The organism is Delftia sp. Cs1-4 (assembly GCF_000214395.1).
GTDB classification, from domain to species: Bacteria; Pseudomonadota; Gammaproteobacteria; order Burkholderiales; family Burkholderiaceae_C; genus Comamonas; species Comamonas acidovorans.
On record NC_015563.1, the window covers coordinates 238,460 to 254,342 of the forward strand.

Here is a 15,883-nt window from a genome sequence, read left to right on the forward strand (position 1 = left end):
CTCAGGGGGTGATCAAGGATACAGTCCCCGCATCTCGCGCGCATGCAGGATGCGCTGGCAGGCCACGATGAAGGTGGCGGTGCGCAGCGTCACGCCGTGCTGCTGGGCCACCTGCCAGATGGCCGCGAAGGCGTCCTGCATGATGCGCACCAGGCGGGCGTTGATCTCGTCCTCGCTCCAGAAGAAGCTGGAGAAGTCCTGCACCCATTCGAAGTAGCTCACCGTCACGCCGCCGGCATTGGCCAGCACGTCGGGCAGCACCAGCACGCCCTTTTCGGTCAGGATGTCGTCGGCCTCGGTGGTGGTGGGGCCGTTGGCGCCCTCGATCACCATCTTGGCCTTGATCTTGCCGGCGTTGTCCTTGGTGATCTGGCCTTCCAGTGCGGCGGGGATCAGGATGTCGCAGTCCACGCTCCAGAAGTCGGCAGCGTCCATGGCCTCGGCGCCGTCAAAGCCGCCCACGCCGCCCTTGGCGGCCACGTGGGCCAGCAGGGCCGGCACGTCCAGGCCATTGGCGTTGTGGATGGTGCCGGTGTGGTCCTGCACGGCTACCACTTTGGCGCCCACGTCGGCGAACAGCTTGCCCGCCGTGCCGCCCACGTTGCCGAAGCCCTGCACGGCGATGCGCGCGCCCTGGACCGACAGGCCGGTCAGCTTGGCCGCTTCCACGCCCACGGTGAACACGCCGCGGCCGGTGGCCTCGACGCGGCCCAGCGAGCCGCCCAGGTCAACGGGCTTGCCCGTGACCACGCCGGTGGCGGTGGCGCCGGTGTTCATGGAGTACGTGTCCATCATCCAGGCCATGATCTGGCCATTGGTGTTGACGTCAGGCGCGGGGATGTCCTTGGAGGGGCCGATCAGCAGGCCGATCTCGCTGGTGTAGCGGCGCGTCAGGCGCTCCAGCTCACCGCGCGACAGCGTCTTGGGATCGACACGGATGCCGCCCTTGGCGCCGCCGTAGGGCACGTTGACGGCCGCGTTCTTGACCGACATCCAGGCCGACAGGGCCATGACTTCGGACAGGGTCACGTCCTGGTGGAAACGCACGCCGCCCTTGCCGGGACCGCGGCTCAGGTTGTGCTGCACGCGGTAGCCTTCGTAGTGGGCGATGGTGCCGTTGTCCAGCTCGATCGGCACATCGACGATCAGGATGCGCTTGGGGCGCTTGAGGGTTTCGACCCAGCGGGCGAGATGGCCCAGGTAGGGCGTGACGCGATCGACCTGCTGCAGGTAGTTGCCCCAGGGGCCGAGGTGATCGGCCTGCAGGTAGGAAGGGATGGCGTGGTTGGTAACGCCGGCCGAAGCGGGTTGCTGCATGGTGGTTCCACACAAGAGTTGTCTGAGGGTTTTGAGCTTATTCCCGGGGCTATGCGCTGTCCAACGCCTTATGAGCGAGAGCCTTATGCATTTAATGCATAACCCTGGGAGCGCCTTGTCCAGCGGACAATCGGGGCCGCTTGAGACCCACCGATGCACTCCAGGAAAGCCGCCCCATGACGAATACGCCCCGCACTCCCACAGCCTTGGCCCATGCGCTGCTCCAGGCACGCCACAGCGGCGAATTGCTGGACGCCGACGATTGGGCCGACGTGGTGCGCACGCCCGCAGATGCACAGGCCGTGCAGGCCGCCATGGCGCCCGCCCTGGGCTGGCGCGTGGCCGGCAGCCAGCAGGGACCGGGCCGCGTTCCGGGCTACTGGAAGTCTGGCGCGCCGCGCCGCGATGCCCCGCTGACCCATGCGCCGCTGCCCGAAGAAGGCGTCTGGGCCAGCCCCTCGGTCGCTGGCGGCGCGCCGCTGCACCTGCGCGGCATCGAAGCCGAGATCGCCCTGCGCCTGGGTCGCGATATCACGGCCGAGATGGCCGCCGCCCTGCAGCCCGGCGAGGGCCTGGAGCTGATCGACGGCATCACCGCCGCCATCGAGGTGGTGGATACGCGCTGGCGCCAGCATCTGAAGGCACCGCCGCTGCTGCTGGCCGCCGACGGCCTGTGCCATGGCGCGCTGGTGCTGGGAACTTGGCAGGACGCTTCGCGGCTGCTGCCGCGCGAGTCGCCGCGGGACTGGTCTGCCCAGGTCTGCCGGCTGCGCGTGGGCGCGGCGCCGCTGCAGGCGTTCACCGGAACGCATCCGCTGGGTGACCCGCTGTGGCTGCTGGCCGGCTGGCTGCAGGAACTGGTGCGCCGCTATGGCAGCGTGCCCGCAGGCACGGTGGTGACTACGGGCACGTGGAATGGCCTGGCCTTTGCCCAGGCCGGTGACCTGGTGGTGGCCGAGCTGGACGGCATCGCCGAGGCCCGCCTGCAGCTGTGAGGCATCAGGCAGGCCATCGAGTGATCAGGTGATCTTGTAGTCCTTGAGGGCTGGATCGCCTTCGGGAAAGCGCAGGTCAAGGTTGCGCATCACCTCGCGCAGCAAGGTGGCGATCATGAGGTTGCGGTGCGTCTTGGAATCCGCGGGCACGATGGTCCAGGGCGCCCAGGGCGTGTGCGTGGCGCCCAGCAACTGGCCGTAGGCCTGCTGGTAGTCTTTCCACTGCGTGCGTACCTTCATGTCGTTCTCGTCGAACTTCCAGTGCTTGGCCGGGTCGTCCAGGCGCTCCTGCAGGCGCGCGCGCTGCTCGTCGGCGCTGATGTGCAGCAGGAACTTGACGACCACGGTGCCCGTCTCGCTGAGCATGCGCTCGAAGTCGTTGATGTGGGCAAAGCGCTGGCGCTGCTGCTCGGGCGTGATCCAGCCATTGACCACGGGCACCAGCACATCCTCATAGTGGCTGCGGTTGAAGACCGTGATCTCGCCTGCGCCCGGCACGCGCTGGTGGATGCGCCACAGGTAGTCGTGCGCGCGCTCTGCATCGGTTGGCGCCTTCCAGCCCACGGCGTTCATGCCCAGGGCGCTGGTGCGGCCGAAGACGCCACGGATGGTGCCGTCCTTGCCCGCCGTGTCCGTGCCCTGCAGCACGACCAGCAGCTTGTAGCGGCGGTCGGCGTACAGCAGGTTCTGCAGAGCGTCGATCTCTTCGGCCAGGGCCTCGACGGCGGCCTTGTCCTCGGTCTTGCCGTTGCCGTTGGAAAAGGGCTTGGCGCCCGGGTCGAAGTCGGCCAGGGCAATGGGCTTGTCCTTGTCGGACTTGGCGGAGCGCGGCTGCCACTGCTCCCAGAGCTTTTGCACGGCCGCATCGCGGCTGGAGAAAGGGTTGAAGGCGTCCATGGCTTGAGCGGTGGGTGAGCGGAGAAGGTCAGGGCTGGGCGCGAATGGACTGCACCTGCAGTTGCGGCGGCGCCATCGAAGGCGCGGCGCCAGCGGCGGGCCTGGGGCCGGGCTGGCCCCGGACCTCCACGTTCTGCCGCTGCCACTGCGTGACCTGCTCGGCGCTCAGGCCCTTGAGCTGCCAGGTCTCGCCGGAGGCGGTCTGCAGCACGGGCTGCTCATGGGGCGCATTGCCACGCAGCACCAGACGGCCTTGCAGGGTCAGGGGCTGGCCCGGTTCGGCCGCCGCGCCCGAGGCTGGCGCAGCCGCGCTGGCGGCGGGCGAAGCCGGGGCCGAGCAGGCGCTCAGCAGGGCCAGGCCGCTGGCCAGCAGCAGCGGAAGACTGCGGCGCAGGCCGCGGGCGGAGGCAGTCGGGTGTGCGTGGTTCATGGCGTTCAGCGTACGACGGCTGTCAGCGTGCTGCCTGCCGGAACACGCAGCTGTTCCTGGTAGGTGCCTTGCGCATCAGGCTGACGCAGGAAGGGGAAATGGCCGCGCGCATTGAGGTTCACCGGCACCGTGGTGGGCAGGACCCGGGAAGACGCCAGGCTGCTGCCGTTGATCGCCGCCAGGGTGAAGCCCTGCTCCGTGCGCGCAGGCCAGCCAAAGCCGCTGGGGCTGTCTGCGGGCAGCAGGGCGATGTTCGCGCCCCAGCGCTGGACGGCAACGGGCAGCGTGGGACCGCCGGCCTGCTGGATGGCATTGCCCAGGACCTGCAGCGAATCGGTGGACGTGGTGTTGCTCAGCAGCTGCTTGTAGAAGCCCACGCCGTACTGGCGCACCAGATAGGCGCCCAGGCTGCCATTGACGTCGTAGCCGAAGCAGGGCGCGGCGGTGTCGGCGCTCCAGGCGGCCGGATCGCAGTTGAAGCCCGAGTGGGACAGCCAGGAGGGGACGCGTCCGCTGGCGATGGAGTTGAAGCCGGGCGTGACGCGCTGGGCCACGATGTCTTCGCCCATCATGGCGCTCATTTCCTCCAGGAAGGTGTCGAACGCGTAGTCGGTTCCCGGCTTGGACAGCTGGACGCTGCGGCGGTAGAAGTTCGTCATGTGGACGAACTCATGGGACAGCGTGCTGATCTGGTTGGTCATGCCGGCGGCAGGGTCCAGGTACAGCGTCTCCGTGTCCATATAGAAGGACAGCGATTGGTTGCTGTACTTGACATCGGGATCTGCAGGGTCCGCCTTGAAGTTGTTCAGCGACCAGAAATAGCCCAGCAGACCGTACGGAGTGCGGTCCGGCACGAAATTCACGAACACGATGTCCAGGGGCTGGTCGGGGTCGATGAGGTCGCCGTAGGAGTGTGCTCCCCAGGGTTCGCCAGACAGCCCTGTGATCAGGGGGTAGACCGCGTCGGAGCCGCTGGTGAATCGCTGGACCAGCGTGTCGAGCATGGCATCGCTGACCTTGGCCGCGTCGTACTCGCTGTCTTCCAGCCAGACGTTGATGGTGCGGGTGCCGGTGGGCGTGGGCACGCTGGCCTGGCGCCTGAGAGTGGCCTGGCGGGTTTCGATGCGGGAGTCGCCGGGTTGGACGAACCAGCTGCGCTGGCTGCCCACGGGCAGGATCGCCGCTGCCTGCGGCTTGATGGATTGCCGCGCCTGCGTGTCCGCTGCCGTCAGGCGGGGCTTGAAGTTGCGGATGCGCTCGGGAATCTGGTTGACCGTTGTGGATGCGGCGCTGAGGCTTTTCTGGGCCGTGGCGGTGGTCGCCGCGGGCGGTGTCAGCGTCAGGGCGGGCATGGGCACGCTGGCGTCGCCGTTGTTGGTGTAGATCAGCGTGACCTGCTTGCTGCCCAGGTTGGTCAGCGCCACAGGAATCTGCTGCTCGGCCTGCGTGGTGTTGGTGTAGCTCCAGACGCCCACGCCCTGGCCTGAATAGGTGGTGGCATTGGCCGCGCCGCAGGCCGTGCCCGAGCAGGCGGCCGTCAACTGGGAAGACGGGCCGGACGGGCCGCCGCCGCCACCCCCGCCGCAACCGGCCAGGACGGCGCCCAAAGCCAGTGCGATGGCGGTTTTGCTGTGCTGATGATCAAAGAACATGTTTTCCCTTCCTCTTGTGTGACCTGCTGCTGGAGATGTGGATTCTTGATCCGATATGGCGAGAGATGCTACCCGATGCGATCCGCATCGCTGTCCGGCAACGGCCGCACCGGCACCTGCAGCTGCTCCACGAACCGCCGCGCCGCCAGCCCCAGCGGGCGCTCCTTGGACCACACCCAGTCCACGAACAGCTGGGTGCCGTTGCTGATGTTGCACAGCGGAATGCGCAGCAGCGCGCCCGTTTGCAGCAGGGGCTCGGCGACGCTGAAGGGCAGCCACCCCCAGCCCAGGCCGGCCGATACCAGCGACAGGGCCGCCAGATGGCTGTCCGTGCGCCACAGCTGGTGCGAGATCACGAAACGCGGATCGGTGTGGGCCAGGTCGCGGCTGGCCAGCAGGATCTGGCGTGCGCCTGCCAGCTGGCCCACGTCCAGGCGTTGCTGCCCGTCCACGCCCAGTTGCCGGGCCAGCGGGTGCCTGGCCGCCATCACGGCGACCATGGTTTCCTGGCCCATCTCCTGGAAATCCTCGCGGCCGTCGATGGCCGGGCGCTCGAAGACCAGGGCCAGATGCGCGCGGCCCGAATGCAGTTCCTTGAGCGCATCGACCTGGGCGGCCACCAGCACCTCCACCTCCAGCCCCGGGAATTCCTCGACCAGCGGCTGCAGCGGCGCGGCCCAGGCCGTGGACAGCAGCTCGGGCGCGATCACCAGGGTCAGCCGCTCCTCCAGTCCCTGGTGCAGGGCCAGCGCCTGGTGGTTGAGCTGCTGCAGCTGGGCGGCCAGCAGCCGGGCCTGGGGCTCCAGTGCGCGCGCCGCCGCCGTGGGCCGGGGCTCGCGGCCGCTGCGGTCGAACAGCTGCAGGTCCAGCTCCGCCTCCAGCTGGGCGATGGCCATGCTCACGGCCGAGGGAACGCGGCCCAGCCGGCGCGCGGCAGCGGAAAACGAACCGTGGTCCAGCACGGCAAGGAACAGCGGCACCTGGTCAGCGGGGAAGGACATGGCGGGAACCTGTCAGTTTTATTGAAAGAATCTGACTTTAACGTTCAATTCCGGACAAATAAACTGCGCCCCCTATGACCTTGCAGACACACAAAAAGGGCCTCCAGGGGCCCAAGCGCAAAGTGGTCTTCGTGACCCTGTATGAACTGATCGCCATCGCGGCCTCCAGCCTGCTGTTCATGGCCATCGGCCAGAGCGCCGGGCATTCGGGCGGCATGGCGATTGCCGCCTCCACGCTGGCCATCGTCTGGAACCTGACCTTCAACCACCTGTTCGAGCAATGGGAGGCGCGCCAGAGCGTCAAGGGCCGCTCGGTGATGCGCCGCGTGGTGCACGCCCTGGGCTTCGAGGGCGGGCTGGCCATGGTGCTGATCCCGCTGATGGCCTGGTGGTTCGGCGTCACGCTGTGGGAGGCCACGGTGATGGAGGCCGGCCTGCTGGTCTTCTTCCTGGTCTACACCTATGTCTTCAACTGGTGCTTCGACCATGTGTTCGGCCTGCCGGCCTCGGCCTCGGCGTCCGCTGCGGTGGCCCCCCGCGCTCAGGGCGAGCCGGCCTGCAGCAACTGACCGGCCACGGCGGCGGCGGCCGTGCGGGTCTCCACGCCGAGTTTCTCGAAGATATGCTCCAGGTGCTTGTTCACCGTGCGCGGGCTCATGCCCAGGATGTCGGCGATGTCGCGGTTGGTCTTGCCCTTGCTCAGCCATGACAGTACCTCGGTCTCGCGCGGGGTGAGCGCCACCTGCTGCAGCCGGCGCGCGGCAGGCGTCTGCGGCGCCTCGTGGCTGAGCAGCACCATCGACTCCCCCAGGCCGCTGGCGCCCATGTGGCGCGCCAGCAGCTGGCGGCCATCGGCCAGGGCCAGCGCCAGATCCTGGGGGGCGGGCTGGCCCTCCTGATCCGCCTGGCCGGGCTGATCCGGCTGGCGGGCGCCGGCCAGCCAGTCCCCGGCCGCCTCCAGCGGGAAGGGCTGGTCCGCAAAGGCCTCCTCCAGCCAGCGCGATGCTTGGGGCGAGCGCCAGGCCACGCGGCCCTGGCCGTCGAGCACCACCACGCCCAGCCCCGCCACGTCCACGGCCTCCTGCGCCTGGCGCGTGGCGCGGGCGTTGCGCACATGGGTGGCCAGGCGCACCAGCACCTCGGGGATGCGCAGCGGCTTGACCACGTAGTCCACGCCACCGCTGGCAAAGCCGCGAATGATCTGGTCCGTGTCCGACAGGCCGGTCATGAACACCACGGGCACATGGGCCCAGGCCGGCGTGGCCTTGAGCGTGCGGCACAGCGTGAAGCCGTCCATGCCGGGCATGACGGCGTCCAGCAGCACGCCGTCGGGCACGGTGAGGGCGAAGCGCTGCAGGGCCTCGTCGGCGTCGCGGGCGGCGAGTACCACGTAGCCTTCGGCGGCCAGCGCGTCGCACAGCATGCGCAGGCTGTCCAGCGCGTCGTCCACCACAAGGATGACGTGGGCGTTGTGAGGGGGGTGGCTGGGGTGGCTGCTGCTGTCGGCGGTCGTCATCTGTGGCCTTTGCGGGTTCTCATTCATCGGTCTCCTCTCTTTCTTCGTCTTCTTCATCCTCTTGCTCGGGCCGCGGCAGCATGCGCGCCAGCGCATCGAAGTCGAAGCGGTTCGCGCAGGCCTGCAGCGCATCGAGCAGCGCGGCATGCGCGGGCGCCTGCTGGCGCGCCTGGCGCAGGCGCTCGCGCAGGGCGGTGGCTTGGCCCGAGCGCGCCAGCCGGGCCAGGTCTTCACGCAGATCGGGCGGGAAGGGGGCGGCTGCCGGCGCCTCCTCTGCCTTGGCCTCTGCCTGCTCTGCACGCGGCGCCGGCAGCAGCAGCGGGCGGTTGTCATGCACCCATTCCAGCCGCAGCACGCGCTCGAGCACCTGCAGCAGCTCGGACTCGGTCACGGGCTTGGCGACAAAGCCCTGGCAGCGCGCATCGGCCAGGCGCGGCGGGTCGTTGTCGAACAGGTTGGCTGAGACGAAGACCACGGGCAGCTGCTGCGCATCCCAGCGCGCGCGCAGCAGGGCGGCGGTCTGCCAGCCGTCCAGGTCGTCCATGCTGATGTCCAGCAGCACCAGGTCGGGCGGGCTTTGCTCCACGATCTCCAGGCACTCGCGGCCGCTGGCGGCCTCGCGGATCTCGAAGCCCAGCGGCAGCAGCAGGCCGGCCAGCAGCTGGCGCTGCAGCGGCTGGTCGTCCACCACCAGCAGGGTGCGCCGGGGCGGCAAATAGCCGATGACGGTGTGCAGCGTGGCGGCGGCGCCCGGAGGGACCCAGGACGCGTCGGGCGCCATCTCGGGCAGGTACAGGCGCACGGTGAAGCAACTGCCCTCGCCGGGCGTGCTGCTCAGGGTGAGCTGGCCGCCCATCAGCTCGGTCAGCAGGTGGGTGATGGTCAGCCCCAGGCCCGTGCCCGCCTCGCTGACGCGCCGCCCCGCGCTGCCGCGCTCGAAGGGCACGAAGATACGCTCCATGTCCTGCGGTTCGATCCCGATGCCGGTATCGATGACCTCGATGCGCGAGACATGGGGCCTGAAGTCCATGCGCAGCCGCACCTCGCCGCGTTGGGTGAAGCGCACGGCGTTGGACAGCAGGTTGATCAAGATCTGGCGCAGCCGCTTGGCGTCGGCCCGCACCCAGCGCGGCATGGTGCCCAGCGTCTCGACCGAGAACTGCAGCCCCCTGGCCTGTGCCTGGGGCCGCATCATGGCCTCGATGCCGTCGATCAGCGCGGGCAGGGGCAGGGGGGCGAGGTCCAGGCGCAGGCGGCCGGCCTCGATGCTGGCCAGCTCCAGCGATTCGTCGATCAGCGCGCGCAGGTGCTGGCCGCTGTGCTGCATGGTGGACAGGGTCTCGCGCACCCAGCCATCGACCTGGGGGCTCTTGAGCAGGATCTGCGTATAGCCCAGCAAGCTGTTGAGCGGCGAGCGCAGCTCGTGCGTCATGCCGGCTACATAGCGCGTCTTGGCCTGGCTGGCCTGCTCGGCATGGTCCTTGGCGGCCTGCAGCTCGGCATCGGTGCGCTTGTGGGCGGCGATCTCCTGCAGCAGCAGCTGGTTCTGGCGCTCGGACTCGTCCTGCGCCATGCGCCGGCTGTCCGTGCTCAGCACCACCCACCAGGCGGCCACGGCGCACAGCAGGGCCAGCAGCGCGAAGACCTTGAGGAAGGGGATGCGCAGCGCGCCGCCATCGACGCTGCCTGCCTGCAGGCTTTCCTGCATGTAGACCACGCCCACCATGAAGGCCGTCACCGCGCACAGCGACAGCATCACCACCAGGTACTGGCCCGCGCGGAAGTTCACCTTGGTCGCCCAGCGCGGCGGCAGCAGGGCCGAGGCCAGCGCATGCAACTGCTCGCCCGCGCGCGAGCCGGTCTTGCAGCGGTCATGGCAGCGCGACTCCAGCGAGCAGCACAGCGAGCAGATGGGCGCGCCGTAGGCGGGGCAGTGCGCCATGTCCTCGGATTCGAAATGCTTCTGGCAGACGGCGCAGCGCACGGTCTCGCCGGGCTTCCACAGGTTGCCTGCGGGCCGCGCCAGGTAGTAGCGCCCGCCCGTCAGCCAGGCCAGCAGCGGCGACAGCAGCATGGACAGCGCCAGCGCGATGAAGGGCGAGAAAGCGGCCGCCGTCTCGCCCAGCAGGCCCGCATAGGCGCAGCAGGCCACGGCGGCGGCCAGCAGCATGGCGCCCGGACCCACGGGATTGAAGTCGTACAGATGGGCGCGGCGGAACTCGATGCCCGGCGGGCTCAGACCCAGCGGCTTGTTGATGACGAGGTCGGCCACCAGCGCGCCCACCCAGGCGATGGCCACGTTGCTGTAGATGGTCAGCACCTTCTCCAGCGCGCCGAACACGCCCAGCGTCATCAGCAAGGTGGCGATGACCACGTTGAACACCATCCAGACCACGCGCCCCGGATGGCTGCGCGTGATGCGCGCGAAGAAGTTGGACCAGGCAAGCGACCCCGCGTAGGCATTGGTCACGTTGATCTTGACCTGCGAGATGACCACGAAGACCACGGTCACCGCCACGGCCAGCCCTGGCAGGCCCAGGGCCTGCAGCACCTGCTGGAAGCCCACCAGGAACATCTGGGTGGGCTCGGCCGCGCGCGAGGCGTCCACCCCCTCCAGCTGCATGGCCGCGAAGGCGAGAAACGCGCCGCCCGCCATCTTGAGCATGCCCATCACGGCCCAGCCCGGCCCGGCCACCAGCACCGCGCCCCACCAGCGCAGGCGGTTGGCCCGGGTGCGCGGCGGCAGAAAGCGCAGGAAGTCCACCTGCTCGCCGATCTGCACCACCAGCGCGAAGATCACGGCCGCCGCCGCGCCGAACATCAGCGGATCGAACTGGCTGCTGCCCGAGCGCAGGCCGGTGAGGCTGGCGAAGTCGCGGTACAGCTGGGGCTGGGACAGCGCCATCCACACGAAGGGCAGCACCAGCAGGAACAGCCACAGCGGCTGCGTCCAGGCCTGCAGGCGCGAGATCAGCGTGATGCCGCGCATGGCCAGCGGCAGCACCACCAGGGCCGACAGCGCATAGCACCACTGCAGCGGCCAGTCCACCACCAGCTGCAGGGCCAGCGCCATGATGGCCGCCTCCAGCGCGAAGAAGATGAAGGTGAAGACGGCGTAGATCAGCGAGGTGATGGTCGAGCCCAGGTAGCCGAATCCCGCGCCCCGCGTCAGCAGGTCCATGTCCAGCCCGTAGCGCGCCGCGCAGACGGCGATGGGCAGCCCCGTCAGGAAGATCACCAGGCCCACGGTGACGATGGCCCACATGGCGTTGGCAAAGCCGTAGTTCAGCGCAATGGCGCCGCCGATCGCCTCCAGCGCCAGGAAGGACAGCGAGCCGAAGGCCGTGTTGGCCACGCGGAACTCGCTCCAGCGCCGAAAGCTGCGCGGCGTGTAGCGCAGCGCGTAGTCCTCCATGGTCTCGTCGGCCACCCAGGCGTTGTATTCGCGCCGGAACCGAAAGATGGTCTGCGGCGCGGGCGAGGTGCTGGCGGGGCTGTCGGGCGGGGGTGCGGAGTGCATTCCCAGGTCTAGCAAGAAACGTGCGGGGCCAATGCTGGCGCGGCTTTCAAGAGGAGTGCGTGGGGTGCGTACGCAGATGGCTACGTCAATTGACGTATGGGCGGTTTCAAGGGTTCTTCCTAATCTTGGACCCAGCGCGGAAACAAGCCGTAACCGCAACGCCAGTTTTCAGCCACTTGCAGATCACCCAACCGATCCTTACAGGAGAGTCACCATGAGCCACCCCTCCGACCCCCGCACACCTGGTTCCCCCGGCACGGAAATGGGCCGCCGCCGCGTCCTGCAGGCGCTTGGCGCCGCCTCGGTGGCCGGGCTGCCGGCCTGGTCCTTCGCCCAGCCCACGGCCCAGGTCAACACCACCAAGCTGGCCGTGACCGATACCGAAGTCGTCGTGGGCCAGCTGCACTCGGCCACGGGCACCATGGCGATCTCCGAGACCGGCTCCATCCAGGCCGAGCAACTGGCCATCGACCAGATCAACGCCATGGGCGGCATCCTGGGCCGCAAGATCCGCGTGATCAAGGAAGACGGCGCCTCCGACTGGCCCACCTTCGCCGAGAAGTCCAAGAAGCTGCTCATCAACGACCGCTGCGCCGCCGTCTTCGGCTGCTGGACCAGTGCCTCGCGCAAGGCCGTGCTGCCCGTGTTCGAGAAGGAGAACGGCCTGCTGTACTACCCCACCTTCTACGAAGGCCTGGAGCAGTCCAAGAACGTGATCTACACGGGCCAGGAAGCCACGCAGCAGATCCTGTACAGCCTGGACTGGGCCAAGGCCGAGAAGAAGGCCAAGACCTTCTTCCTGATCGGCTCGGACTACATCTGGCCGCGCACCTCGATGAAGATCGCGCGCAAGCACATCGAGAACTTCCAGAAGGGCAAGGTCGTCGGCGAGGAGTACTACCCGCTGGGCAGCACCAACTTCGGCTCGCTGGTCAACAAGATCAAGCTGCAAAAGCCGGACTGCATCTTCGTGGCCGTGGTGGGCGGCTCCAACGTGGCCTTCTACAAGGCGCTCAAGGCCGCAGGCATCACGGGTGACAAGCAATTGCTGGTCACGCTGTCGGTGACCGAGGACGAGATGACCGGCGTGGGCGGCGAGAACTTCACGGGCTTCTACTCTTCGATGAAGTACTTCCAGACGCTGGACAACGAGAACAACAAGAAGTTCGTGGCCGCCTTCAAGGCCAAGTACGGCCCCAATGCCGTCATCGGCGACGTCACCCAGGCCGGCTACCTGGGCCCCTGGCTGTGGAAGGCCGCCGTGGAAAAGGCCAAGAGCTTCGACGTGGACAAGGTGGTGGCCGCATCGCCGGGGCTGGAGCTCAAGACCGCGCCCGAAGGCTACGTGAAGGTGGACGCCAACCACCACCTGTGGAGCAAGTCGCGCATTGCCGTGGGGCAGCCGGACGGCACGTTCAAGGTGGTCTCGGAGTCGCCTGAACTCATCAAACCCGATCCCTTCCCCAAGGGTTACCAGTAAGTCCTGATCCGTTCAGGCAGGTGATGCGTGGCGGCCTGCGGCCTGGTGGGCGGGCCGCCGCGTGAACCGTTTCCCCCTCTCCCGATTGGCTTGCGCGCAGGAGCAGCACCATGAGTTTTTCCGACATGATGAACATCGGCCTGATGCAGGGCTTCGCGGGGCTGAGCCTGTTCGCCGTGCTGCTGCTGATGGGCCTGGGCCTGGCCATCATCTTTGGCCAGATGGGCGTGATCAACATGGCGCATGGCGAGTTCATGACCATTGGCGCCTACACCATCTACCTGGGCTCCACGCTCACGGCGCAGCACGCGCCCGAGTTCATGCCCTACTACTTCCCGCTGGCCATCGTGGCCGCCTTCCTGTTCGCCTTCGCGGCCGGCTGGCTGGTGGAGTGGGGGCTGATCCGCCACCTCTACAAGCGCCCGCTGGACACGCTGCTGGCCACCTGGGGCGTGAGCCTGGCGCTGCAGCAGTGCTTTCGCACCTTCATCGGCCCCAAGGAAGTCAGCCCCACCCTGCCTGACTGGCTGATGGGCTCGTGGGCGCCGGCCGAGGGGCTGGACATTCCCATCAACGGCCTGTTCGTGCTGGCGCTGACCGCGGTGGTCACGGCCGGCGTGCTGATCGCGCTGCACAAGAGCCGCTGGGGCCTGCGCGTGCGTGCCACGGTCAGCAACCGCGTGATGGCCAATGCCATCGGCATCGACACCAAGAAGACCGACCGCCTGACCTTTGCCATCGGCTGCGGCATCGCAGGCGTGGCGGGCGCGGCCTTCACCACCATCGGCTCCACCGGCCCCACCTCGGGCTCGCTGTACATCGTGGACGCCTTCCTGGTGGTCACCTTCGGCGGCGCGGCCAGCCTGCTGGGCACCGTGGTCTCGGCCTTCGGCATTGCGCAGACGCAGTCCATCACCGAGTTCTTCCTCGCGGGCTCCATGGCCAAGGTGATCACGCTGTCGCTGATCGTCTTCATCCTGATGCTGCGTCCCCAGGGCCTGTTCGCTTCCAAGGTGCGGCGCTGATCCCGGCGCCGGCCCTGTCCACGAGTTCCCCCGCGTTCCCCCGCGTTCCCCCGATTTCCCCTGAGTTCACCGGAGTCATTCCATGCAAGCCCTCAAAGCCTGGATACAGCGCTACCAGCTCGCCAGCCTGGTGCTGCTCACCGTCCTGCTGGCGGTGGTGCTGCCCCTGGCGCTGGACATCTTCCGCCTCAACCTGGTCGGCAAGTACCTGACCTATGCCTTCGTCGCCATCGGCCTGGTCATGGTCTGGGGCTATGGCGGCGTGCTCAGCCTGGGCCAGGGCGTGTTCTTCGGCCTGGGCGGCTACGCCATGGCCATGTTCCTGAAGCTGGAGGCGTCCGACCCCATCAGCACCAAGATCCAGTCCACGCCCGGCATCCCCGACTTCATGGACTGGAACCAGCTGACCGAGCTGCCCTCGTTCTGGCTGCCCTTCAAGAGCCTGCCGTTCTCGCTGGCCGCCGTCATCGCCGTGCCCACGCTGCTGGCCTGGCTCATCAGCTTCGCCATGTTCAAGCGCCGCGTGGGCGGGGTGTACTTCGCCATCATCACGCAGGCCGTGGCGCTGATCGTCACCGTGCTCATCATCGGCCAGCAGGGCTACACGGGCGGCGTCAACGGCATGACCGACCTCAAGACCCTGTGGGGCTGGGACACGCGCACGGACAGCGCCAAGTACATCCTCTACTACGTCTGCGTGGCCCTGCTGATCGGCGCCATCGTGCTGTGCCGCTGGATTCAGACCGGCAAGGTGGGCACCCTGCTGCTGGCCATGCGCGACAAGGAAGACCGCGTGCGCTTTTCCGGCTACGACGTGGCCAACTTCAAGGTCTTCGTGTTCTGCCTGGCCGCTGCGCTGTCGGGCGTGGGCGGCGCGCTGTTCACGCTGCAGGTGGGCTTCATGTCGCCCAGCTTCGTGGGCATCGTGCCCTCCATCGAAATGGTCATCTACGCCGCCGTGGGCGGGCGCATGAGCCTGGTGGGCGCCGTGTACGGCACGCTGCTGGTCAACGCGGGCAAGACCTATTTCTCGGAGAGCTTCCCTGACCTGTGGCTGTTCCTCATGGCGGGCCTGTTCATCGGCGTGACCATGGCCTTCCCGATGGGGCTGGCCGGCCTGTGGGAAAGCCGGATCGTTCCGTGGTGGAACAGCCGCCGCAAGGGCACGGCACCTGCCGCAGCGCCTGCCGCAGCGCAGGGAGCCCAGGCAGCACCTGCCCCGGCCCCGGCCGCCACCAAGCCCACGTCCGCCCTGTCCGAAGGCATGGGCCGCCAGGGCGCCTGAACCACAGCGGGAGCACACCATGAGCAATACCGACTTCACGCTGGCCGTGGAAGACCTGACGGTCTCCTTCGACGGCTTCAAGGCCATCGACGCGCTGAACCTGTACATCGACAAGAACGAGCTGCGCGTCATCATCGGCCCCAACGGCGCGGGCAAGACCACGCTGCTGGACCTGATCTGCGGCAAGACCCGCGCCACGGCCGGCAGCATCAAGTTCAAGAACGAGGAACTCACGCGCATGGCCGAGCACAAGCGCGTGCGCCTGGGGATCGGGCGCAAGTTCCAGACGCCGTCCATCTACGAGAACCTGTCGGTCTTCCAGAACCTGGAGGTCTCCTACCCGCAAGGCCGCTCGGTCTTCGGCGCGCTGGCCTTCAAGTGCACGGAGGCGGTGCGCGATCGCGTGCAGGCCGTGGCCGCCGACATCGGCCTGGACGAGCGCCTGGACACCGAGGCCGGCCTGCTCAGCCATGGCCAGAAGCAGTGGCTGGAGATCGGCATGCTGCTCATGCAGGAGCCCGAGCTGCTGATGCTGGACGAGCCCATCGCCGGCATGAGCGCCCGCGAGCGCGAGCTGACGGCCGAGCTGCTGCAGCGCATCTGCAAGAACCGCTCCGTCATCGTCATCGAGCACGACATGGAGTTCGTGGCGCGCATCGCGCACAAGGTCACCGTCATGCACCAGGGAAAGATCCTCGCCGAGGGTCCCATGGACAAGGTGCAGGCCGACCCCAAGGTCATCGACGTCTACCTCGGCCACTGAGG

At 68.1% G+C, this 15,883-nt stretch carries 13 protein-coding genes; 6 read left to right on the top strand and 7 right to left on the bottom strand.

Annotation, left to right across the window (positions count from 1 at the left end; all coding sequences use genetic code 11):
- Positions 1-12: 12 nt before the first annotated feature.
- Entirely contained in the window at positions 13-1,317 is a 1,305-nt protein-coding gene (locus tag DELCS14_RS01040; protein ID WP_013800098.1) for a Glu/Leu/Phe/Val dehydrogenase, read from the bottom strand.
- A gap of 176 nt (positions 1,318-1,493) precedes the next feature.
- Here DELCS14_RS01040 and DELCS14_RS01045 point away from each other — a divergent pair, with 176 nt between their 5' ends.
- Positions 1,494-2,312, top strand: a complete 819-nt coding sequence (locus DELCS14_RS01045) for a fumarylacetoacetate hydrolase family protein (RefSeq protein ID WP_013800099.1) — start codon at positions 1,494-1,496, stop codon at positions 2,310-2,312.
- 24 nt (positions 2,313-2,336) lie between these two features.
- On the opposite strand, the gene DELCS14_RS01050 is transcribed toward DELCS14_RS01045, so the two are convergent.
- From DELCS14_RS01050 to DELCS14_RS01065, 4 genes are all read right to left on the bottom strand, one after another.
- Positions 2,337-3,209 (bottom strand): polyphosphate--nucleotide phosphotransferase, encoded by an 873-nt coding sequence (locus tag DELCS14_RS01050; RefSeq protein WP_013800100.1) that lies wholly within the window; start codon positions 3,207-3,209, stop codon positions 2,337-2,339.
- A 28-nt stretch (positions 3,210-3,237) separates the two neighbouring features.
- Positions 3,238-3,639 carry a hypothetical protein gene (locus DELCS14_RS01055; RefSeq protein WP_013800101.1) on the bottom strand — a complete coding sequence of 134 codons (402 nt, stop codon included), beginning with the start codon at positions 3,637-3,639 and terminating at the stop codon, positions 3,238-3,240.
- Positions 3,640-3,644: 5 nt separating this feature from the next.
- Entirely contained in the window at positions 3,645-5,291 is a 1,647-nt protein-coding gene (locus DELCS14_RS01060) for a hemagglutinin (RefSeq protein WP_013800102.1), read from the bottom strand.
- A gap of 68 nt (positions 5,292-5,359) precedes the next feature.
- A complete protein-coding gene (locus DELCS14_RS01065; protein WP_013800103.1) occupies positions 5,360-6,292 on the bottom strand; it encodes a LysR family transcriptional regulator in 933 nt (310 codons plus the stop codon).
- Positions 6,293-6,366: 74 nt separating this feature from the next.
- On the opposite strand from DELCS14_RS01065, the gene DELCS14_RS01070 reads away from it, so the two are divergent.
- Positions 6,367-6,861, top strand: a complete 495-nt coding sequence (locus DELCS14_RS01070; protein ID WP_012202156.1) for a PACE efflux transporter — start codon at positions 6,367-6,369, stop codon at positions 6,859-6,861.
- On the opposite strand, the gene DELCS14_RS01075 is transcribed toward DELCS14_RS01070, so the two are convergent.
- Both DELCS14_RS01075 and DELCS14_RS01080 read right to left on the bottom strand, forming a co-directional pair.
- Positions 6,834-7,808, bottom strand: a complete 975-nt coding sequence (locus tag DELCS14_RS01075; protein ID WP_034397700.1) for a response regulator — start codon at positions 7,806-7,808, stop codon at positions 6,834-6,836. The two genes, DELCS14_RS01070 and DELCS14_RS01075, sit on opposite strands and share 28 nt — an antisense overlap.
- A 19-nt stretch (positions 7,809-7,827) precedes the next feature.
- On the bottom strand, positions 7,828-11,328 hold the full coding sequence (locus DELCS14_RS01080; RefSeq protein WP_013800105.1) for an ATP-binding protein: 3,501 nt from the start codon (positions 11,326-11,328) through the stop codon (positions 7,828-7,830).
- 214 nt (positions 11,329-11,542) lie between these two features.
- Between DELCS14_RS01080 and urtA the strand changes: the two genes are divergently transcribed.
- The 4 genes from urtA to urtD all read left to right on the top strand — a co-directional run bounded on the left by urtA (position 11,543) and on the right by urtD (position 15,881).
- Positions 11,543-12,808: an urea ABC transporter substrate-binding protein gene (gene urtA / locus DELCS14_RS01085; RefSeq protein WP_012202159.1), complete on the top strand. Its 1,266-nt coding sequence runs from the start codon at positions 11,543-11,545 to the stop codon at positions 12,806-12,808.
- Positions 12,809-12,918: 110 nt separating this feature from the next.
- Complete coding sequence (gene urtB / locus DELCS14_RS01090; protein ID WP_013800106.1) at positions 12,919-13,833, top strand: urea ABC transporter permease subunit UrtB; 915 nt, start codon at positions 12,919-12,921, stop codon at positions 13,831-13,833.
- Between the two features lie 82 nt (positions 13,834-13,915).
- Complete coding sequence (gene urtC / locus DELCS14_RS01095) at positions 13,916-15,118, top strand: urea ABC transporter permease subunit UrtC (protein WP_013800107.1); 1,203 nt, start codon at positions 13,916-13,918, stop codon at positions 15,116-15,118.
- 19 nt (positions 15,119-15,137) lie between these two features.
- Positions 15,138-15,881: an urea ABC transporter ATP-binding protein UrtD gene (gene urtD, locus DELCS14_RS01100; RefSeq protein WP_012202162.1), complete on the top strand. Its 744-nt coding sequence runs from the start codon at positions 15,138-15,140 to the stop codon at positions 15,879-15,881.
- The last annotated feature ends 2 nt before the right edge of the window (positions 15,882-15,883 follow it).

What these genes read in the sequence shown, in the direction of transcription:
- DELCS14_RS01040 (WP_013800098.1), bottom strand. Translation starts at nt 1,317, where the DNA reads ATGCAGCAACCCGCTTCGGCCGGCGTTACCAACCACGCCATCCCTTCC.
- DELCS14_RS01045 (WP_013800099.1), top strand. Translation starts at nt 1,494, where the DNA reads ATGACGAATACGCCCCGCACTCCCACAGCCTTGGCCCATGCGCTGCTC.
- DELCS14_RS01050 (WP_013800100.1), bottom strand. Translation starts at nt 3,209, where the DNA reads ATGGACGCCTTCAACCCTTTCTCCAGCCGCGATGCGGCCGTGCAAAAG.
- DELCS14_RS01055 (WP_013800101.1), bottom strand. Translation starts at nt 3,639, where the DNA reads ATGAACCACGCACACCCGACTGCCTCCGCCCGCGGCCTGCGCCGCAGT.
- DELCS14_RS01060 (WP_013800102.1), bottom strand. Translation starts at nt 5,291, where the DNA reads ATGTTCTTTGATCATCAGCACAGCAAAACCGCCATCGCACTGGCTTTG.
- DELCS14_RS01065 (WP_013800103.1), bottom strand. Translation starts at nt 6,292, where the DNA reads ATGTCCTTCCCCGCTGACCAGGTGCCGCTGTTCCTTGCCGTGCTGGAC.
- DELCS14_RS01070 (WP_012202156.1), top strand. Translation starts at nt 6,367, where the DNA reads ATGACCTTGCAGACACACAAAAAGGGCCTCCAGGGGCCCAAGCGCAAA.
- DELCS14_RS01075 (WP_034397700.1), bottom strand. Translation starts at nt 7,808, where the DNA reads ATGACGACCGCCGACAGCAGCAGCCACCCCAGCCACCCCCCTCACAAC.
- DELCS14_RS01080 (WP_013800105.1), bottom strand. Translation starts at nt 11,328, where the DNA reads ATGCACTCCGCACCCCCGCCCGACAGCCCCGCCAGCACCTCGCCCGCG.
- urtA (WP_012202159.1), top strand. Translation starts at nt 11,543, where the DNA reads ATGAGCCACCCCTCCGACCCCCGCACACCTGGTTCCCCCGGCACGGAA.
- urtB (WP_013800106.1), top strand. Translation starts at nt 12,919, where the DNA reads ATGAGTTTTTCCGACATGATGAACATCGGCCTGATGCAGGGCTTCGCG.
- urtC (WP_013800107.1), top strand. Translation starts at nt 13,916, where the DNA reads ATGCAAGCCCTCAAAGCCTGGATACAGCGCTACCAGCTCGCCAGCCTG.
- urtD (WP_012202162.1), top strand. Translation starts at nt 15,138, where the DNA reads ATGAGCAATACCGACTTCACGCTGGCCGTGGAAGACCTGACGGTCTCC.